The sequence below is a fragment of the Streptomyces sp. NBC_00019 genome, from assembly GCF_045041015.1.
GTDB lineage: Bacteria > Actinomycetota > Actinomycetes > Streptomycetales > Streptomycetaceae > Streptomyces.
In genome coordinates, this window is the sequence record NZ_CP108302.1 from 2,075,790 (window position 1) to 2,094,840 (window position 19,051).

Below are 19,051 nucleotides of genomic sequence, written 5' to 3' on the forward strand. Positions count from 1 at the left end.
GCGCCACTGTGCCTGTCGAATGAGAGGCGACCCACCATGCCGCTGCATGTCCCCCCGGCTCCCGCGCCCGCACTTCGCTCCGTCCTCACCGCGCTCGGTTCGCCCACCGCCGTCCGCGAGGCCCGGACTCCCTCCCTCCGCACCGCCCAGGGACCCGCGACACCCGAACTCCCACTGCCTGTACACGTACTTGACGAGATCACCGCCGCGGGCGCCTCCGCCACCCGACTGACCGGGTGGCGTTTCCTGATCCGCTGCCAGGAGCGCGCGGTGGCCGCCGCCGAGACCCGGCTGACCCCGGACGGCTGGGCCTTCTCGCACTTCTTCGAGGGCCCCTACATCGCCTCCACCGAGCGTGCGCTGCGCCAGGCCGAGACCATGCAACAGCCCTATCAGCCCCGCCTGCTGTCGGTCCCGGGCCTCTACATGCTCACCCTCTGGCTGCACGGCGACATCACGGCGGACGGCGCCACCGGCCACCCCGCCGCCACCGATCTACTCGTCCCGCTGGCGCCCGCCCCGCCCGGTATCGCGGCCCACCGGCCGCACCGCGTCGCCGAACTGCTCCCGGTCCTGACCCACCGGGCGACTCCGGCCCCGCTTCTGGGACAGCTCGCCTGACATCTTCGATTATGGGGCTCGTACGAGCGAATTGCAGCTCGTACGAGCCCTTTTCATGCCCGCACCCCGTCCGGACTAGCCCCATCCGACCATCCCGAACCACCCGAAGAGACAGTGCAGTTGGAATGAACCGTCCGCGCGGGTGATGCGTCATGAACCTGTGAGTAGCGGTGCTGCCAAATCCCTGCGGATTGACGCCCGTGGGGCAACACTGGTGCCGACCGACTTATCACAACGGGGGCAGCGATGAAAACCACGACAAAGCGAAAGATCCCACCAATGTGCCAGCACCAGCCGCCGTGTCCGACAGCCGAATCCGCCGACCGGGAGTCCGCCCGCCTCATGGCGCACCACCCGGAGCAGGGATGGAGCCTGCTGTGCAACGGCGTTCTGCAATTCGAGGACACCGGTGAGCTCCTGCCCGACGGCAAGATCATCGCCCCGCACCGCCCCATGGGCACCGAACAGGTGATGACCGCCGCCTGAGGCACTACCGGGCGGTGGGACCGACCGCCCGGTGACTTGAGGGGCCGGCCCGCAGACCTGCGCTGCGAACCGGCCCCGACGCATGTCCGGGGGCGATCACTCCCTGTAGTTCCCCATGCGGAATGCGCTCTTCTCCCTGACGCACTTCCCATGGGCACCGGTTTTCCGGAAGACTTCTGGAAGTTTCGATCCGTCGACGGAGGTGGGGAGTTGGCAGCACACGAGGTCGACACCGAGGGGGCGCCCGAGACCGGGGGCCGGGTCACGATCACCGAGATCGCCCGACAGGCCGGCGTCTCCGTGCCGACCGTCTCCCGGGTCGTCAACGGCCGCTCCGACGTGTCGCCCAGGACCCGGGCCCGCGTGGAGGAACTGCTCCGCCAGTACGGCTACCGCAAGCGCCCGAGCACCTCCGCCAGCGGTGCGGCCCTGCTCGACCTGGTCTTCAACGACCTCGACAGCCCCTGGGCGGTGGAGATCATCCGCGGGGTCGAGGAGGTGGCGCACGCGGCCGGCGTCGGCACCGTGGTCTCGGCGATCCACGGCCGCTCCGGCGACGCCCGCGAGTGGATGCGCAATCTGCGGGCCCGCGCCTCCGACGGCGTCATCCTGGTCACGTCGGTCCTGGAGCCGGTGCTGCACGAGGAGTTGCGCATCCTCGGCGTCCCGCTGGTCGTCGTCGACCCGGCGGGCTCCCCCGCGCTGGACGCCCCCACCATCGGCGCCGCGAACTGGTCGGGCGGCATGGCGGCCACCGAGCATCTGCTGTCGCTGGGCCACCGCAGGATCGGTCTGATCTCGGGCCCGCCCCGGCTGCTGTGCTCCCGAGCCCGCTTCGACGGCTACCGCGCCGCCCTGGAGGGCACGGGGCTCACCGTCGACGACTCCCTCGTCGTCCCCGGCGACTTCCACCCCGAGTCCGGCTTCGAGGGCTGCAACGCGCTGCTGGACCTGCCCGAACCGCCGACGGCGATCTTCGCGGCCAGCGACCAGATGGCGCTCGGCGCGATCGAGGCACTGCGCAGACGCGGGCTCCGGGTCCCGGAGGACATGAGCCTGGTCGGTTTCGACGACCTTCCGGAAGTCCGCTGGTCCGCCCCGCCGCTCACCACGGTCCGTCAACCGCTCGCCGACATGGGCAAGCTGGCCGTCCGCACGGTGCTCAAGCTGGCCCGCGACGAGCAGCCGGACTCGCCGAGGGTGGAGCTCGGCACGGAACTGGTGGTCCGCGCGAGCACCGCACCCCCGGCGCGCTGACCCGGCACCGGCCCGGCGGTGAGCCACACCGCCGGGCCGGGCCGCACCCCGGCGGACTCCCCTCCTTGCCCAGCCGCCGGGCGTCTCACCGCCGTACCGCTACTTCTTGAGCGCCTCCTTGATCGCGAAGTAGGCGGGCTTGGGCTGCAGTTGCTCGTCCCACGGCAGCGCCGCGCCCTGGCCCTCGAAGAACGCCGGGATCCAGGAGTACTTGTCGGTGTAGTCCCAGAGCGTGATGCCGACGCAGCGGCGCACCGCGAGGCAGTCCTCGGTCAGGTCCCGGTACCACTGGGCCTGTGTGGCCAGTTTGGTCTCGTCCGCGGGCAGGATCATCCGGATGTCGACCTCGGTGAGCGCGGTGTCCAGGCCGAGCCTGGCGAAGCGCCGCAGGTTGTCCTCGAGGGTGGTCGGATAGCCGTACTGGAGCGCGAGGTGCGCCTGGAGGCCGAAGCCGTGCAGGGGGACGCCCTGTGCCTTCAGTTCCTTGGCCAGCTTGTAGTAGGCGTCGCTCTTGGGGCCGACCGCCTCCACGTTGTAGTCGTTGAGGTAGAGCTTGGCCTTCGGGTCGGCCTGGTGGGCCCAGCGCAGCGCGTCGGCGATGTAGCCGGGGCCGAGCGTCTTGTAGAAGACCGTCTCGCGGTAGGTGCCGTCCTCGTTGAAGGCCTCGTTGACGACGTCCCAGGCGTAGATCTTGCCGCGGTAGTGCCGTACCTCGGTCTGGATGTGCTTCTTCAGCACGGCCCGCAGCTCGGTCGCCGTCCACTCGCGGCTGGTCAGCCAGTCGGGCAGCTGGCTGTGCCAGACCAGGGTGTGGCCGCGTACCCGCTGGTGGTTGGCGCGAGCGAGGTTCACGATCTCGTCGCCCTTGGAGAAGTCGAAGACACCCTGCTGCGGCTCGGTGGCGTACCACTTCTGGCCGTTGCCGGGGGTGATCATGTCGAACTCGCTGCCGAGGACCGCCTTGTAGGGCTCGTCGACGAGTTCGGGGTTGTCGGTGGCGCTGCCGTAGTAGCGGCCGTGCCGCTGGGCGAGGTCGGCGAGTGTGGTCGGCTTGTCGTGCGCCTGGGCGGGCACACCGGTACCGACTCCGGCAGCCATCAGGGCGACGGCGAGGGCGCCGACGAGTCTGAGACGGTTCTTGCGCATGGTGCGACTCCTCACGTGCGGGTGTGTGGGCGAGCCGTACGAACGTCCGGCGCTGGTCATCCCTTCGTCGCGCCGGCGGTGAGGCCGCCGACGAGCTGGCGCTCGGCGACCGAGTAGAAGGCGAGGGCGGGAACCATCGCGAGGACGAGATAGGCGAAGACGCGGGCGTACTCCGCGGAGTACTGGCCCTGGAACTGCTGGACGCCGATGGGCAGCGTCCACCAGGTGTTGTCGGTGAACACCAGCAGCGGCAGCATGAAGTTGTTCCAGCTGGTGACGACGGCGAGCACCGAGACGGTGCCGAGAGCGGGCCGGGCCATGGGCAGCAGCACCCGCCAGAAGAAGCCGAAGGAGCTGCACCCGTCGAGGGTGGCCGCCTCCTCCAGTTCGCCCGGGATCTCCCGGAAGAAGGCGCGCAGGATGATGATGGTCATCGGCAGCCCGAACGCGGCCTGCGGCAGGATCACGCCCAGCGGGTTGTCGAGCAGATCGAGATAGCGCAGCAGCAGGAACAGGGGCAGGGCGGCCACCGCGAAGGGGAACATCAGCCCCATCGTGAAGAAGGTGAACAGCACCTCCCGGCCCCGGAAGGCGAACCGGGCGAAGGAGAAGGCCGCGAGCGCGGACACCGCGACGACGAGCACGGTCGTGGCGACCGCGATCAGCGTGCTGTTGCCGAGCAGCTTCCAGAAGTCGCTTCCGCCGAGGATGTCGGTGTAGTTGCTCCCCAGCCAGCGCTTCGGCAGTCCGAAGGGGTTGCTGGAGAGCTCGTCGGTGGACTTGAAGCCGGACAGGACGGCGTACACCAGGGGTACGAGCATGACGACGCCGACGGCGACGAGGATGAGGTGCAAGGGCAACGTGCGGGCGTTCCTGCGGCTCATTTCCCGGCCCCCCTCATCGTGGTGGTGGCCCCTTCGAGGTCGCGGCGCAGCACGAACCGCTGGTAGGCGAGGGCGAAGACGAGGCAGATCCCGAACATGACCACGCTGATCGCGCTGGCGTAGCCGACCTGGTAGCGCTTGAAGCCGTACTGGAACATGGTCACGGCCATGGTCTCGGAGTGGTGGTCGGGGCCGCCCTGGGTGATCACCCACACCAGGTCGAAGAGCTGGATCGAGCCGATGACGGCCAGGAAGATGCTGATGCGGATGGTGGGCGCGAGCAGCGGCAGGGTGACGCTGCGGAAGCGCTGCCAGGCGCCCGCACCGTCGATCAGCGCCGCCTCGGTCAGCTCCCGGGGGACGGACTGGAGTCCGGCCAGCAGGAGCATCATGTGGAAGCCGAAGTACTTCCAGGTCATGACGATGAACAGGGTCGCCATCACATACGACTGATCGGCGAACCACTCGCCGCCGAGGCTGTCGAGGCCGATGCTGCCGAGGAGATGGTCGGCCAGTCCGTCGTCCGGGGCGAACACCATGCTGAAGAGCACGCCGGTGATGGCCTCGGACAGCACGTAGGGCGCGAAGAACAGCATCCGGTAGACGGCCCGGCCGCGCAGCCGCTGGTTGAGCAGGACCGCCATGGCGAGCGCGAACGGCAGCTGGAGCGCGAGCGTGAGGACGACCAGGACGAGGCAGCGCCACAGGTCGCCCAGGAAGACCGGGTTGTCGAAGAGGTCGGTGAAGTTGTCGACACCGACGTAGTCCTCGGGCATCCCGAAGCCGCCCCAGCGGAAGAAGGCGGCGTACAGCGCGAACAGCATCGGCAGCAGCACGAGCCCGGTGAAGAGGACCAGGGCGGGCAGCTGGAAGCCCATCGCCGTGAGCCAGTTGAGGACGCGCCGCCGGGCCCGCCCCCGGGCCCTGACGGTGTCCGGGGGCGGGGCATCGGCACCGGGGCCGCTCCGCTTGTCTGCGAGGAACGTGGAGGTCATCGCCTGCTACTGCTCTTCCTTCGCGGACTTCGTGATCGACTGGGCGACCTGTTCGGGAGACTTGGAGCCGGCGATGAGCGCGGCCACGCTGTCGTTGACCTCCTGGCCGACCGCGGGGGCGTACGCCTGGTCGAGGTAGAGCTGGAAGCCGGTGGCGGCGTTCAGCTGCGTCTGTACGGCCTTGATGTTGGGGTCGGCGATCGCGCTCTCGGCGCCGGGGACCACCGGGAGGGTGCCGGTCTTCTTGACCAGTTCCAGGTCGGTGGCCTCGGAGGCGAAGAACTTCAGGAAGTCGACGGCCGCCTGCGGGGCGCCCCGGCGCAGGGCGTGCCCACCGCCGCCGCCGAACACCTCGGTGATGGTGCCCTTGCCGCCCTCGACCGCGGGGAACGGGAAGAAGCCCAGGTCCTTGCCGAGGCCCTTGCCGGAGTCGGCCTGCACGCTCGGGGCCCACTGGCCCATGAGCTCCATCGCCGCCTTGCCATTGCCGACGGAGGCCGCCTGGCCGGTCGGGGTGGAGTAGGCGGCGTTGAGGTAGCCCTTCTGGAACGGCTCGAGATCGACGAGGGTCTTGAGGTGGGCGCCCGCCTGGATGAACTCGGCGCCGGTGAAGTCCTTGTCGTCATAGGCCTTCTGCAGGGCGCTCGCACCGGCGGTGCGCATCGCGAGGTAGGCCCAGTAGTACATGCCGGGCCACTTCTCCTTGCCCGCGAGGGCGATGGGGGTGATGTTCTTCGACTTCAGCTTGCTGACGGCTTCGAGGAACGCGCCCCAGGTGGTGGGGGGTTCGCTGATGCCGGCCTGCTTGAAGAGCGCCTTGTTGTACCAGAAGCCGATCATGCCGATGTCGAACGGGATGCCGTACACCTTGTCGTCGAGGAGGTAGGCCTCCTTCGACACCTTCAGCAGGCTGTCGGCCCATGGCTTCGTCCGGTCGGTGAGGTCCTCGACGAGACCCGCGTCGACCTGCTGCTTGAGGACGCCGCCACCCCAGGTGTGGAAGATGTCGGGGAGCTTCCCGGAGGCGATCAGTGCCGTCATCTTCGACTTGTAGGCGTCGTTCTCCAGCTGCACGATCTTCAGTTTGACCTTGGGGTTCTGGGCCTCGAACTTCTTGGCGAGGGCCGCCCAGACGCTCTTGGCCGGCTCGGTGGTGGAGATGTTCCACCATTCGATGGTGGTCGTCCCGTCGGACGACCCCTCATCATCCGAGTCACCGCAGCCACTCAGTGCGGTCATGCCCAGACCGGCCGCGGCGGACGCCGCCAGGAAGCCGCGGCGGGACAGTGCCGGGTCGCCCATGGTGTGCTCCTTGGGTACGGGACGGGGCGTCTACGCCCGTCCGCTGGACCGAAAGTTTCGGAGTTGATCCAGAAAGGTTCGTTGATGCCGCACCCTAGAGACAGCTGCCAAACGGTGGCAACCCCTTGTACGCGGTGAATCTGCGGCCGACTTCCCCGGTGTCCGGGCCGGTTGGCACCGATCGGCCCGGACCGAGAGTTTCCGACGCTTTCCGGAACTACGCCTGCGGCTCGGGCACATACTCGAACCAGTCGAAGGCCGCGCTGCCCTCGGTGACGTACATTCCGACCACCCGCCCGGTGAAGCCACCGGCGACCTGCGTGGACAGATAACGGCCGTCGAGCTCGGCGAGCCGTACGCCGTCGACCCCGAGCGCCACCACGTCGGGGCCTCCTGCGCGAACTCCCGGCTCCTCCTGCCCGGTTGGGGACACCGGCGAGTCCGTACGGACCTCCACGGTGAGCGTGACCGGCCCCGACTCCACCGTCCGTCGCGCGAGGCACTGCCGCACCGGGCCGATCCGGGCGAACACGGCCGCTTCTCCCCCAGCCACCTCGATGTCGTAGTGATGCGCCTCGTCGAGGCGGACGGAGAGTCCGGAGCGCCCCGCCCCGGGGTCCAGCCGGGCCGCGAACCGGCAGTCGTGGTGCTGCTGACGGCGCCCCACGAAGGTGTGCCCGGGCCGGTCGAGGCTGGTCCCCGTCGCCCGCAGGGTCAGCCATCCCGGCCGCTCCCCCAGCGACCACGAGCCGTCCGGCCTGCGGCGCGGGGAGATCCAGTGCGGGGCCAGGTCGGCGGCGTCGAAGTCGTCCCGTGCGGGCGGTATTTCGACGGCGTGCCAGGCGGCCGGCGCCGGGTGTCGCTCCCGTACCAGCCCCGCCCTCGGCCAGCCGTCGACCCACTCCACCGGGGTCAGGAACGTCTCGCGGCCCAGCACATGGAAGGACGGGAAGTACCCGCGCGGACGGGTACCGAGGAGCACCATCCACCAGCTGCCGTCGGCCGCCTCCACCAGGTCGGCGTGACCGGTGCACTGGATGGGCAGACCGGTGCTGCGGTGGGTCAGGATCGGGTTGTCCGGGGCCGGTTCATAGGGCCCGCGCGGCGACCTCGCCCGGGCGATCGAGACGCTGTGCCCATGGGCCGTACCGCCCTCGGCGACCAGGAGGTACCACCACTCACCGATGCGGTAGAGGTGCGGCGCCTCAGGGTCCTGCATGCCCGACCCGGACCACACCGGAAGCGGGCCCTCCAGCAGCACCTTGGCGAAACTTTCGGATGATCTGGCGAACGTTACGGAGTCGCACTGTAGGTGGCCAGGGGGCCGGCGACAAGACACCGGGGCCACAGACCCACGCCCCGGCCGCGGATGCCGTCCAGGGCCTCACGGCGTACGGGACGTCGGCGGCCGACGCCGCTGCCGTGCCGCCAAGAATCGCTCCGCGCACCGACGTACGACATGACGCTGGGTGTCCACTGCCGCCGCCCCGCCCCCTCAGTCCCCACTCCGACGCGATCCACCCCGAATCAGTCCCTACACTCCCCACTTGCCGTGCCGCGGACATCCCCAAAGCGAGTCTTAACGGAAGCTTGACGCCCCCAGCCCCCTCATCCGTGGGCCCTGACGTCACTCTCCGCTTACGCTGATGCGGCCGTCCAGGCGATGGCCGGAAACACACGCTGAGCCGCACACAGGAGCCCCGATGGCCACCACCGAACACGCGCCGCCCAGTCGGCTGCGCGCATGGATGCTGGAAGGCCTGTCCGACATGGGCAAGGGCAACCACGGCCGGCCGGCCCAGCCGACCGAGTCCAAGCCGGAGCCGGAGGGCCAGCCGTGGTGGCGGGTCATGTGTCTCACCGGCGTCGACTATTTCTCGACCCTCGGCTACCAGCCCGGCATCGCGGCGCTCGCGGCCGGCCTGCTCTCCCCGATCGCGACCATCGTCCTGGTGATCGTGACCCTGGCGGGCGCACTGCCCGTGTACCGCCGCGTGGCCGAGGAGAGCCCCCACGGCCAGGGCTCGATCGCGATGCTGGAGCGCCTGCTCACCTTCTGGAAGGGCAAGCTCTTCGTCCTGACCCTGCTCGGCTTCGCCGCCACCGACTTCCTGATCACCATCACCCTGTCGGCCGCCGACGCCTCGACCCACCTCGTCGAGAACCCGCACCTGAACAGCGCCCTGCACGACAAGCAGCTCCTGATCACCCTCATCCTGGTCGCCCTGCTCGGCGCGGTGTTCCTCAAGGGCTTCCTGGAGGCGATCGGCGTCGCGGTCGTCCTGGTGGGCATCTACCTCGCGCTGAACGTCGTCGTCGTGATCGTCGGCCTCTGGCACGTCGTCACCGCCGGACACGTGGTCACCGACTGGTCGACCGCCCTGACCAACGAGCACGGCAACGTCTTCGTGATGATCGGCGTGGCCCTGATCGTCTTCCCCAAGCTCGCCCTCGGCCTCTCCGGCTTCGAGACCGGCGTCGCCGTCATGCCGCACGTCAAGGGTGAGCCCGGCGAGACCGATCAGAACCCGGCCGGCCGGATCCGCGACACGAAGAAGCTGCTCACCACCGCCGCCGTGATCATGAGCTGCTTCCTGATCGCCACCAGCTTCATCACCACCCTCCTGATCCCGGAGAAGGAGTTCGAGTCCGGCGGCCAGGCCAACGGCCGCGCCCTCGCCTTCCTCTCCCACGAGTACCTGGGCGGCGCCTTCGGCACGGTCTACGACGTCTCGACGATCGCCATCCTGTGGTTCGCCGGCGCCTCCGCGATGGCCGGCCTGCTGAACCTGATGCCCCGCTACCTGCCCCGCTACGGCATGGCCCCGCACTGGGCCAGGGCCGTCCGCCCGATGGTCATCGTCTTCACCCTGATCGCCTTCCTGGTCACCTGGATCTTCGACGCCGACGTGGACGCCCAGGGCGGCGCGTACGCCACCGGCGTTCTGGTCCTGATCAGCTCCGCCGCGATCGCGGTGACCATCGCCGCCCGCAAGGCCGGCCAGCGCAACTGGACCGTCGGCTTCGCCGTCATCTCGGCGGTGTTCCTCTACACGACGGTCGTCAACGTCATCGAGCGCCCGGACGGCGTGAAGATCGGCGCCTGCTTCATCGCCGGCATCATCCTGGTCTCCCTGCTCTCCCGCCTGGCCCGAGCCTTCGAGCTCCGCGTGACGAGCGTGACCCTCGACCCCATGGCGGAACGTTTCATCAGGGACATCGCCAGCCGCAAGATCCGCTTCATCGCCAACGAGCCCGACCAGCGCGACAAAGCCGAGTACCGCGACAAGATCGAGCAGATCCGCGAGGACAACGACATCCCCGGCCAGGAGGACTTCGTCTTCGTAGAGGTCACGGTCCTGGACCCCTCGGAGTTCGAGGCGGGCCTGACGGTGCGCGGTGAGGTCCTCCACAACCGCTACCGCGTCCTGACCCTGGAATCCTCCTCCATCCCCAACGCCCTGGCCGCGCTGCTGCTCCACGTCCGCGACACCACGGGCTGCACTCCCCACATCTATTTCGAGTGGACCGAGGGCAACCCGTTCACCAACTTCCTCCGCTTCTTCCTCTTCGGCCAGGGCGAGGTGGCCCCGGTCACCCGAGAGGTCCTCCGCGAGGCAGAACCGGACAGAGCCCGCCGCCCGCGGGTGCACACGGGCTGACGGACGAACAGGCCGCACGCGCATCCGACCCGTCGACGGCTCCAAGCCCCCACAGGGCCTACCCGCGCCCGCAGACGGACCGCCGTAGAAATCGCGTCAATCTTCAACGGAACGACGTCAGAGCACTGTCAGTGGCAGCACCCCCACCCCCGTCTCGCCCTACCGTCGACTCATGCGACCGAGCGGACGGAGCAACCCCCCACACCCCACCGGCGACCGCCACTGGCGCGGCACCGTCCGGCTGGCGGCAGGCCTCGCCCTCACCTTCGGCGCCCTGACCCTGTTCGTCGACTGGGACATGGGCACCCTGACCCTCACCCGCGCCCTGCTCTGGCTCACCCTGTCCGCCACGGTCTTCGCGGTCCTCTTCCCCCAACGCATCACCGCAGGACCGGGCTGGCTGGAAGTACAGGGCCTCGCAGGCCACCACCGGGTCCACACGGACGCCCTGGTTTCAGTACAGCTCTACGGCCAGATCTCCTCGCACCTGATCCTCCGCGACACCCACGGCAACCGCCTGGAATGCGACCCCCGTGTCCTGATCGCCAATCCTTTTCTCTGGCACGAACTGGACACGGGCGTACGCCACTCGCTCGCACACGGCACTCTGCGCCAGAGCACGGACGCCCTACGCCACCTCGGCCAGGAGATCGAAGACGAGGCCGCCCTGTCGGTGCTCAGGGCGTCCGGGATCTCCTGAGGAACCCCCGCCGCCCCCGGGCCACGACCTTGCCGTACCTCAGCCGCCCGCCGACCTCCACCCGCAGCACGACAGGTGTGCCCGAGTCGCCGGCAGGACGCGTTTTCACCTGGGCGTACTCGACGACGAGCGAGTCGGTCTCCACCACGACGCCGGGCCGCGTCACCAGCCGCAGCGTCCCGCCCCGCATGTCGAGGTCGACGTAGAGCGTGTCGTACGTGATCACCGCGTCGGTGAAGTCGAGCGTCACGTCACCCCAGGTGGACTGGACCTCCAGCCGCCGGGGTACCGCCCACCCGTCGCCGCGCACGGCCGACCCGCCCTGCTGCTCGATCCGGACGACGTCCTTGACCTCGCCGACCCCGTCCACCGGAAGGTCCGCCGTCAGCCCGGCCAGCTCCCCCAGGGTGCGGGCGGACAGGGCCGTCTCCAGGCGCTCGTCGAGTTCCTCAGCGGTCAGCCGGCCGTCCCCCGCCGCGATACGCAGCATGTCCACGACCCGGTCCCGGTCCGCATGCGAGGCCCTCAGCTCGACCGGTGCGTCCCCGCCACCCCGCGCCAACTCACCCGACATGCCCTCACTCCGATCCCAGGTGCCGAACCAAAAGCTATATCGCGTTATACCCAACGCTCAACCCCGCACCCTCCGTTCACCGTTGATGCCCCTATCGTGATCCGCATGCAGTCGTACACGATCGGCCAGGCGGCCCGACTCCTGGGCGTGAGCCCCGACACCGCGCGCCGCTGGGCTGACGCGGGCCGGATGGCCACCCACCGCGACGAGGGCGGGCGCCGGCTCATCGACGGCCGGGACCTGGCCGCGTTCTCCGTCGAGCTGGCCAGGAGCGACACCGGCGACGAAGAGCCGTCGTACACCTCGGTCCGCAACGCCTTCCCCGGCATCGTCACCGCGATCAAGCTCGGCGACGTCGCCGCCCAGGTCGAGATCCAGGCCGGCCCGCACCGCCTGGTCTCCCTGCTGACCCGCGAGGCCGTCGAGGAACTGGGCCTGGAGGTCGGAATGGAGGCCACGGCCCGCGTGAAGTCGACAAACGTACACATCGACCGCACCTGAGAAGCCCACAGACCGCTCAGACCAGGGCCGGTCAGACCCGGGTCTGACCGGCCCAGCCCTCGTACCCACCGTCCACCCGTATCCCGGTGACCCCGCCGACATGGCGCGCCCCGCACCGGTCCTGCGGCAACACGAGCTGAGGTCCGGCCCGGTCGAGCGGGGCCTCGTCGATGCTCACCGCCAACAGCACGGGCGCATGGGCGAAGTCCGGGTCGATCTCGGCCCAGGACAACAGCGCGCGATGCCCGTCCGCGTCGGCCACCGGAGAACGCCCGGTGCTTCAGCCAGCGCAGCAGGTCCGGCATGGTCAGCCGGGCCGGACGGGCGAGATCCCCGCTCAGGGCCAGTTCGGCAACCAGCTGCTTCATGGGACACCACCTCCGGCAGGACCGCACCCGCAAGGCAGTCCCGTACAAACGCACATGCGCACCCCACCCCGCCATGGGGCCGGATCATGCGATGCAACAGGAGACTTACGCCTTGCATATGCGGCAGTATCATCGCCGCAGGGTCCTCGAGAGGCCGCTGCCGGGCCCCAGCGGCCCAAGCCCGAAGACATGAAGGAGTAGACCGTGATGACCCGTTCCGCTCGCCGGACCCGTCGCACCCGCCGGACCCTGCAGCTGGCCGGTGCCGGAACCGCCGCGTTGCTGGCCCTGACCGCCTGCTCCTCCTCCGACTCAGACTCGGACTCCGACTCCGCGGGCTCCGACACCTCGGCCTCCGCGTCGGCGAAGCTGTCCGGCACGGTGAACGTCTTCGCCGCGGCCTCCCTGAAGGAGAGCTTCACGACCCTGGGCAAGGAGTTCGAGAAGACGCATCCCGGCACCGAGGTCACCTTCAACTTCGGCGGCAGCGACACCCTGGCCGCCAGCATCACGAGCGGCGCCGGCGCCGACGTGTTCGCCGCGGCCAGCCCCAAGACGATGAAGATCGTCACGGACGCGGGGGGCGCCACGGGCACGCCCGCCACCTTCGTCCGCAACCAGCTGGAGATCGCCACCCTGCCGGGCAACCCGGACAAGATCTCCTCCCTCAAGGACCTCACCAAGTCCGGCCTGAAGGTCGTGCTGTGCGACGAGGAGGTCCCCTGCGGCGCCGCCGCCCAGAAGGCCCTCGACGCCGGCGGCCTCAAGCTCACCCCGGTCTCCTACGAGCAGGACGTCAAGAGCGCTCTGACGAAGGTGGAGCTCAAGGAGGCCGACGCCGCGGTGGTCTACAAGACCGATGTGAAGGCCGCGGGTGAGAAGGTGGAGGGCGTGGACTTCCCCGAGTCGGCCGACGCCGTCAACGACTACCCGATCGCCCTGCTCAAGGACGCCCCCAACGCCGCCACGGCGAAGGCGTTCATCGAGCTGGTCCAGTCCGCCGAGGGCCAGAAGGTCCTGACCTCGGCCGGGTTCCTCAAGCCGTGACGTCCCTCGACAGGACCGGCGCCGCGGACACCCTCAAGGGCGGTCCGCGGCGCCGCCGCGCCCGGCAGCCGTTCAAGGGTGTACCGCTTCCTTTGCTCCTCCCGGCCCTGCTGGGCCTGGCGTTCCTGATCCTCCCCCTGGTCGCCCTGCTGGTCCGGGCCCCTTGGAGCACCCTCCCGGAACAGCTGACCAGCGCCGAGGTATGGCAGGCGCTACGTCTGTCCCTGGTGTGCGCCACGGCCGCGACCGCCCTCAGTCTCCTGATCGGCGTCCCCCTGGCCTGGCTCCTGGCCCGCACCGAGTTCCCCGGCCGGGGCCTGGTCCGCGCCCTGGTGACCCTCCCCCTGGTCCTCCCTCCGGTGGTGGGCGGCGTGGCCCTCCTGATGGCACTGGGCCGCAACGGCATCGTGGGCCGCTGGCTGGACTCCTGGTTCGGCGTCACGCTCCCCTTCACCACGGCAGGCGTCATCGTCGCGGAGACCTTCGTGGCGATGCCGTTCCTGGTCATCAGCGTGGAGGGCACCCTGCGCGCGGCTGACCCTCGCTACGAGGAGGCGGCCACCACCCTGGGCGCCTCCCGCTTCACGGCCTTCCGCCGCGTGACCCTCCCGCTGATCGCCCCGGGCATCGCCGCCGGCGCCGTCCTCGCCTGGGCCCGAGCCCTGGGCGAGTTCGGCGCCACGATCACCTTCGCCGGCAACTTCCCCGGCCGCACCCAGACCATGCCCCTCGCGGTCTACCTGGCCCTCCAGAGCGACCCTGCAGCGGCGATCGCCCTGAGCCTGGTGCTCCTGGCGGTATCGATCGCGGTACTGGCGGGCTTGCGGGACCGCTGGATGACGGCGTCATGACGAACACTCGCCGCGCAGCCGCCGCCGGCGCTCAGCCCCCACAGGGGCCATCCGCACCTGACAACGAAAGCGCCACGGATGGTGCGGGTGGGAAAACAAATCCGGCCGAAGGCCGGATGCCCACAACACCCCCGCACCCGACCAACGGCCTCCACGCCCACCTGATCGTCACCCACCCCACCTTCCACCTCGACATCACCCTCACGGCAGCCCCCGGCGAGGTGGTGGCCCTCCTCGGCCCCAACGGCGCAGGCAAGACCACCGCCCTACGCGCCCTCGCCGGTCTCACCCCCCTCACCGCCGGCCACCTCCGCCTCGACGGCACCGACCTGGACCGCACACCCCCCGAATCCCGCCCCGTCGGCGTCGTCTTCCAGGACTACCTCCTCTTCCCCCACCTCACAGCCCTGGACAACGTCGCGTTCGGCCCCCGCTGCCAGGGCTCGACAAAGGCAGAGGCCCGCCAACAGGCAACGGAGTGGCTGACCCGCATGGGTCTCAGCGACCACGCCACAGCCAAACCCCGCAGACTCTCCGGCGGCCAGGCCCAACGCGTCGCCCTGGCCCGCGCCCTGGCCACCCACCCCCGCCTGCTCCTCCTCGACGAACCCCTCGCCGCCCTGGACGCCCGCACCCGCCTGGAGGTCCGCTCCCAACTCCGCCGCCACCTGGCCGACTTCGAGGCGGTCGCCGTCCTGGTCACCCACGACCCCCTGGACGCGATGGTCCTGGCCGACCGCCTGGTCGTGATCGAGCACGGCCGGGTCGTGCAGGAGGGCACCCCGTCCGACATCGCCCGCCATCCCCGTACGGACTACATCGCCCAGCTCGTGGGCCTGAACCTCTACAAGGGCCGGTCAGAAGGCCACACGGTCCACCTGGAGGCCGGCCCCGACATCACCACCACCGAGGACCTCACGGGAGAGGCCTTCGTCGCGTTCCCGCCGTCCGCCGTGACCCTCTACGGCGACCGCCCCACCGGCTCCAGCGCCCGTAATCTCTGGCGCTGCGAGGTGGCCGGCCTGGAGACCCACGGCAATCAGATCCGCGCCGACCTCACCGGCGAGCTCCCCCTCGCCGCGGACCTCACCACGGTCGCCGCGGCCGAACTCGATCTACACCCGGGCGCGGAGGTCTGGGCCACGGTGAAGGCGACGCAAACGCATGCATACCCGGCGTAAGCCGTACGCAGCTCTAAGTTTGATGCCATGACTCTGAGCATCCGCAACCAACTCCCTGGCACCGTCACCGAGGTCACCCCCGGCGAGGTGATGGCCACGGTCAAGGTCCGGCTCTCCGGCGGCCAGGACCTCACCGCCGCGATCACCAGGGAAGCGGCCGAGGAGCTGGCCCTCACGGCGGGCTCCGCCGTACGCGCCCTCGTGAAGTCGACGGAGATCTCCCTGGCCACGGGCCCCGTCGAGGGCCTCTCGATCCGCAACCGGCTCCCCGGCACGGTCACCGGCGTCACCACCGGCCCCGCCATGGCAGCCGTCAAGGTGACGGTCGACGGCACCGACCTGACCGCCGCCATCACCAAGGACGCCGCCGAGGACCTGGCCCTCGCCGCCGGCACCCCCGTCGTGGCCCTGATCAAGTCGACCGAGGTCTCCCTCGCGACCGAGTGAGCCACCCGGGACATGAAGAAGGGCCCCACCGAAAGCGGGGCCCATCTTCAACAGCCGGCTCAGTCCTCGTAGGCGTCCAGCGGCGGGCAGGAGCACACCAGATTCCGGTCACCGAAGGCCTGGTCGATCCGGCGCACCGGCGGCCAGTACTTGTCCGCGACCGACACTCCGGCCGGGAACACGGCCTCTTCGCGCGTGTACGCGTGCTCCCACTCCCCGCCGAGCGCCCGGGCGGTGTGCGGCGCGTTCCGCAGCGGGTTGTCGTCCGCGGGCCACTTGCCGGCGCCGACCTTCTCGATCTCCCCGCGGATCGCGATCATCGCGTCGCAGAACCGGTCGAGCTCGATCAGGTCCTCGGACTCGGTCGGCTCGATCATCAGCGTCCCCGCCACCGGGAACGACATCGTCGGCGCGTGGAACCCGTAGTCGATGAGCCGCTTGGCGACGTCGTCGACGCTCACTCCGGTCGCCTTGGTCAGCGGCCGCAGATCGATGATGCACTCGTGCGCGACCAGCCCTCCGGGGCCGGTGTAGAGCACGGGGTAGTGCGGTTCGAGCCGCTTGGCGATGTAGTTGGCACCGAGGACCGCAACCTGCGTGGCGCGCTTGAGTCCTTCACCGCCCATGAGCCGGACGTACGTCCACGAGATCGGCAGTATCCCGGCGGATCCCCACGGCGCGGCCGAGATCGGCCCGACACCCGTCTCCGGCCCGGCGGCCGGCTGCAGCGGGTGGTTGGGCAGATACGGCGCCAGGTGCGCACGCACACCGACCGGCCCGACGCCCGGACCGCCACCGCCGTGCGGGATGCAGAAGGTCTTGTGCAGGTTCAGGTGCGAGACGTCCCCGCCGAAGTGGCCCGGCTTGGCAAGCCCCACCAGGGCGTTGAGGTTGGCACCGTCGACGTACACCTGCCCGCCGGCCTCGTGCACCTGCGCGCAGATGTCGGCGACATGCTCCTCGAACACACCGTGCGTCGACGGGTACGTGATCATCAGCACCGACAGCTCGTCGCGGTACTGCTCGATCTTCGCCCGCAGATCCTCGACGTCGATCTCGCCGTCCTCGGCGGTCTTCACGACGACGACCTTCATCCCGGCCATGACCGCGCTGGCGGCGTTGGTCCCGTGGGCGGAGGACGGGATCAGACACACGGTCCGCTGCTCGTCCCCGTTGGCCCGGTGGTATCCGCGTACGGCGAGCAGTCCGGCCAGCTCGCCCTGCGAACCGGCGTTGGGCTGCAGCGACACCTTGTCGTATCCGGTGACCTCGGCGAGCCGCTCCTCCAGCTCACGGATGAGCGTGAGATAGCCCTGCGCCTGCTCGGCGGGCGCGAAGGGGTGCAGCTGACCGAACTCGGGCCAGGTGACCGGCTCCATCTCGGTGGTCGCGTTGAGCTTCATGGTGCAGGAACCCAGCGGGATCATGCCGCGGTCGAGCGCGTAGTCCCGGTCGGCGAGCCGGCGCAGGTAGCGCAGCATCGCCGTCTCGGAGCGGTACTGGTGGAAGACCGGGTGCGCGAGGAACTCGTCGCTCCGCAGCAGCGCGGCCGGCACGGCGTCCTCGGTGGCGGCGTCGAGCGCCTCGATGTCGCCACCGACCCCGAACGCCGACCATACGGCGCTCAGCTGGGCCCGCGTGGTCGTCTCGTCGCAGGAGGCGGAGACCCGGTCGGCGTCCACGAGGTGCAGGTTGACGCCGTTCTCGCGCGCGGCGGCGACGATCTCGGCGGCCCTGCCCGGCACCCGGGCGGTCACCGTGTCGAAGTAGGTGCCGTGCACGACCTCGACACCACCGGCGGTGAGCCCCGCGGCGAGGATGCCCGCGTAGCGGTGGGTCCGCCGCGCGATGTCCTTCAGCCCCTCGGGCCCGTGGTAGACGGCGTACATCCCGGCCATCACGGCGAGCAGCACCTGCGCGGTACAGATGTTGCTGGTCGCCTTCTCCCGGCGGATGTGCTGCTCACGGGTCTGCAGGGCCAGCCGGTACGCCTTGTGCCCGTCGGCGTCCACGGACACACCCACGAGCCGCCCGGGCAGGCTGCGCGCGAACTTCTCGCGCACCGCCATGTAGCCGGCGTGCGGCCCGCCGAAGCCCATCGGCACACCGAAGCGCTGTGTGGTTCCGACCGCGATGTCGGCCCCGAGCTCACCGGGCGACTTCAGCAGCGTCAGCGCGAGCAGATCCGCGGCGACGGTGACGAGCGCTCCGAGCTCGTGGGCCTGCTCGATCAGCGGCTTTATGTCCCGTACGACACCGGAGGCGCCGGGGTACTGGACGAGCACGCCGTTGATCTCACGACCGGCGACGTCGGCCGGAATGCCGTCGCTGAGGTCGGCGACCACGACCTCCACGCCCGCCGGCTCGGCACGGGTCTCGATCACGGCGATGGTCTGCGGAAGCGCGTCCGCGTCGACCAGGAACAGCCCCTTCTTGTTCTTGCCCATGCGCCGGGACAGGGACATCGCCTCGGCGGCCGCCGTGCCCTCGTCGAGCAGCGAGGCACCGGAGGTGGGCAGTCCGGTCAGTTCGGCGACCATGGTCTGGAAGTTGAGCAGGGCCTCGAGCCGTCCCTGGGAGATCTCGGGCTGGTACGGCGTGTAGGCGGTGTACCAGGCCGGGTTCTCCATGACATTGCGCAGGATGACGGGCGGCGTGAAGGTCCCGTAGTACCCGAGTCCGATCATGGAGCCGAGCACCTGGTTCCGATCGGCGAGCGAGCGAAGCTCGGCAAGCACCTCGGCCTCGGTGCGAGCACCCGGCAGGTCAAGGTCATCGGCGTTCTTGATCACATCCGGCACCGCGGCGGCGGTGAGCTCGTCCAGCGAGCCATAGCCGACCTGCGCGAGCATCTTGGCCCGCGCCTCCTGGTCGGGCCCGATGTGGCGCTGCTCGAAGGGGATCCCCTGCTCGAGCTCTGTGAGCGGAGTGCGGTGGGCGGTCATTACGGAGGCCTCCTGGTCTGACACGACCTGCGAGGGGCACCACGGCACGGGTACCCGGACGGCCTCCCCCTCTGTCATCTCAAC

Annotated in this window: 16 protein-coding genes and 2 pseudogenes; 10 read left to right on the top strand and 8 right to left on the bottom strand. The window is 69.9% G+C overall.

Going from position 1 to position 19,051, the window contains the following annotated elements; all coding sequences use genetic code 11:
• Positions 1–36: 36 nt before the first annotated feature.
• The 3 genes from OHU89_RS10025 to OHU89_RS10035 all read left to right on the top strand — a co-directional run bounded on the left by OHU89_RS10025 (position 37) and on the right by OHU89_RS10035 (position 2,364).
• Positions 37–621, top strand: a complete 585-nt coding sequence (locus OHU89_RS10025) for a hypothetical protein (protein ID WP_266895264.1) — start codon at positions 37–39, stop codon at positions 619–621.
• Positions 622–900: 279 nt separating this feature from the next.
• Positions 901–1,107, top strand: coding sequence for a DUF5999 family protein (locus tag OHU89_RS10030; protein ID WP_046258677.1), 207 nt, complete (start codon positions 901–903; stop codon positions 1,105–1,107).
• Between the two features lie 210 nt (positions 1,108–1,317).
• The gene (locus OHU89_RS10035; protein WP_405641803.1) at positions 1,318–2,364 is read left to right on the top strand and encodes a LacI family DNA-binding transcriptional regulator; all 1,047 of its coding nucleotides are present in this window, start codon (positions 1,318–1,320) and stop codon (positions 2,362–2,364) included.
• 99 nt (positions 2,365–2,463) lie between these two features.
• On the opposite strand, the gene OHU89_RS10040 is transcribed toward OHU89_RS10035, so the two are convergent.
• The 5 genes and pseudogenes from OHU89_RS10040 to OHU89_RS10060 all read right to left on the bottom strand — a co-directional run.
• Positions 2,464–3,510, bottom strand: a complete 1,047-nt coding sequence (locus OHU89_RS10040; RefSeq protein WP_405641805.1) for an endo-1,4-beta-xylanase — start codon at positions 3,508–3,510, stop codon at positions 2,464–2,466.
• A gap of 56 nt (positions 3,511–3,566) precedes the next feature.
• Positions 3,567–4,394 (bottom strand): carbohydrate ABC transporter permease, encoded by an 828-nt coding sequence (locus OHU89_RS10045; protein WP_266895258.1) that lies wholly within the window; start codon positions 4,392–4,394, stop codon positions 3,567–3,569.
• Positions 4,391–5,389 (bottom strand): carbohydrate ABC transporter permease, encoded by a 999-nt coding sequence (locus OHU89_RS10050; protein WP_266895256.1) that lies wholly within the window; start codon positions 5,387–5,389, stop codon positions 4,391–4,393. Before OHU89_RS10050 ends, OHU89_RS10045 begins: the two co-directional genes overlap by 4 nt.
• A gap of 6 nt (positions 5,390–5,395) precedes the next feature.
• A complete protein-coding gene (locus OHU89_RS10055; protein ID WP_405641807.1) occupies positions 5,396–6,691 on the bottom strand; it encodes an extracellular solute-binding protein in 1,296 nt (431 codons plus the stop codon).
• 217 nt (positions 6,692–6,908) lie between these two features.
• A pseudogene (locus OHU89_RS10060) lies at positions 6,909–7,949 on the bottom strand (family 43 glycosylhydrolase); the annotation flags it as partial.
• Between the two features lie 445 nt (positions 7,950–8,394).
• On the opposite strand from OHU89_RS10060, the gene OHU89_RS10065 reads away from it, so the two are divergent.
• Both OHU89_RS10065 and OHU89_RS10070 read left to right on the top strand, forming a co-directional pair.
• Entirely contained in the window at positions 8,395–10,353 is a 1,959-nt protein-coding gene (locus tag OHU89_RS10065) for an APC family permease (RefSeq protein WP_405641809.1), read from the top strand.
• A 172-nt stretch (positions 10,354–10,525) separates the two neighbouring features.
• On the top strand, positions 10,526–11,053 hold the full coding sequence (locus OHU89_RS10070; RefSeq protein ID WP_405641811.1) for a hypothetical protein: 528 nt from the start codon (positions 10,526–10,528) through the stop codon (positions 11,051–11,053).
• On the opposite strand, the gene OHU89_RS10075 is transcribed toward OHU89_RS10070, so the two are convergent.
• Positions 11,031–11,627 carry a DUF1707 domain-containing protein gene (locus tag OHU89_RS10075; protein ID WP_405641813.1) on the bottom strand — a complete coding sequence of 199 codons (597 nt, stop codon included), beginning with the start codon at positions 11,625–11,627 and terminating at the stop codon, positions 11,031–11,033. The genes OHU89_RS10070 and OHU89_RS10075 overlap by 23 nt on opposite strands.
• 105 nt (positions 11,628–11,732) lie before the next feature.
• Here OHU89_RS10075 and OHU89_RS10080 point away from each other — a divergent pair, with 105 nt between their 5' ends.
• Positions 11,733–12,128, top strand: coding sequence for a molybdopterin-binding protein (locus OHU89_RS10080; protein ID WP_266895244.1), 396 nt, complete (start codon positions 11,733–11,735; stop codon positions 12,126–12,128).
• Positions 12,129–12,159: 31 nt separating this feature from the next.
• Here the strand turns inward: OHU89_RS10080 and OHU89_RS10085 are convergent.
• Positions 12,160–12,496: pseudogene (locus tag OHU89_RS10085) on the bottom strand (hypothetical protein).
• A gap of 207 nt (positions 12,497–12,703) precedes the next feature.
• On the opposite strand from OHU89_RS10085, the gene modA reads away from it, so the two are divergent.
• From modA to OHU89_RS10105, 4 genes are all read left to right on the top strand, one after another.
• Positions 12,704–13,543: a molybdate ABC transporter substrate-binding protein gene (gene modA / locus OHU89_RS10090; protein WP_405641815.1), complete on the top strand. Its 840-nt coding sequence runs from the start codon at positions 12,704–12,706 to the stop codon at positions 13,541–13,543.
• Positions 13,540–14,394 (top strand): ABC transporter permease, encoded by an 855-nt coding sequence (locus OHU89_RS10095; RefSeq protein WP_405641816.1) that lies wholly within the window; start codon positions 13,540–13,542, stop codon positions 14,392–14,394. Before modA ends, OHU89_RS10095 begins: the two co-directional genes overlap by 4 nt.
• Before the next feature lie 116 nt (positions 14,395–14,510).
• Positions 14,511–15,575, top strand: a complete 1,065-nt coding sequence (locus tag OHU89_RS10100) for an ABC transporter ATP-binding protein (RefSeq protein ID WP_405641818.1) — start codon at positions 14,511–14,513, stop codon at positions 15,573–15,575.
• Positions 15,576–15,602: 27 nt separating this feature from the next.
• Positions 15,603–16,022 (top strand): molybdopterin-binding protein, encoded by a 420-nt coding sequence (locus OHU89_RS10105; RefSeq protein ID WP_405641820.1) that lies wholly within the window; start codon positions 15,603–15,605, stop codon positions 16,020–16,022.
• A 59-nt stretch (positions 16,023–16,081) separates the two neighbouring features.
• On the opposite strand, the gene gcvP is transcribed toward OHU89_RS10105, so the two are convergent.
• The gene (gcvP, locus tag OHU89_RS10110) at positions 16,082–18,967 is read right to left on the bottom strand and encodes an aminomethyl-transferring glycine dehydrogenase (protein ID WP_405641822.1); all 2,886 of its coding nucleotides are present in this window, start codon (positions 18,965–18,967) and stop codon (positions 16,082–16,084) included.
• Positions 18,968–19,051: the final 84 nt, after the last annotated feature.

Coding starts and splice junctions, on each gene's coding strand:
- OHU89_RS10025 (WP_266895264.1), top strand. CDS start 37: ATGCCGCTGCATGTCCCCCCGGCTCCCGCGCCCGCACTTCGCTCCGTC.
- OHU89_RS10030 (WP_046258677.1), top strand. CDS start 901: ATGTGCCAGCACCAGCCGCCGTGTCCGACAGCCGAATCCGCCGACCGG.
- OHU89_RS10040 (WP_405641805.1), bottom strand. CDS start 3,510: ATGCGCAAGAACCGTCTCAGACTCGTCGGCGCCCTCGCCGTCGCCCTG.
- OHU89_RS10045 (WP_266895258.1), bottom strand. CDS start 4,394: ATGAGCCGCAGGAACGCCCGCACGTTGCCCTTGCACCTCATCCTCGTC.
- OHU89_RS10050 (WP_266895256.1), bottom strand. CDS start 5,389: ATGACCTCCACGTTCCTCGCAGACAAGCGGAGCGGCCCCGGTGCCGAT.
- OHU89_RS10055 (WP_405641807.1), bottom strand. CDS start 6,691: ATGGGCGACCCGGCACTGTCCCGCCGCGGCTTCCTGGCGGCGTCCGCC.
- OHU89_RS10065 (WP_405641809.1), top strand. CDS start 8,395: ATGGCCACCACCGAACACGCGCCGCCCAGTCGGCTGCGCGCATGGATG.
- OHU89_RS10070 (WP_405641811.1), top strand. CDS start 10,526: ATGCGACCGAGCGGACGGAGCAACCCCCCACACCCCACCGGCGACCGC.
- OHU89_RS10075 (WP_405641813.1), bottom strand. CDS start 11,627: ATGTCGGGTGAGTTGGCGCGGGGTGGCGGGGACGCACCGGTCGAGCTG.
- OHU89_RS10080 (WP_266895244.1), top strand. CDS start 11,733: ATGCAGTCGTACACGATCGGCCAGGCGGCCCGACTCCTGGGCGTGAGC.
- modA (WP_405641815.1), top strand. CDS start 12,704: ATGACCCGTTCCGCTCGCCGGACCCGTCGCACCCGCCGGACCCTGCAG.
- OHU89_RS10100 (WP_405641818.1), top strand. CDS start 14,511: ATGCCCACAACACCCCCGCACCCGACCAACGGCCTCCACGCCCACCTG.
- OHU89_RS10105 (WP_405641820.1), top strand. CDS start 15,603: ATGACTCTGAGCATCCGCAACCAACTCCCTGGCACCGTCACCGAGGTC.
- gcvP (WP_405641822.1), bottom strand. CDS start 18,967: ATGACCGCCCACCGCACTCCGCTCACAGAGCTCGAGCAGGGGATCCCC.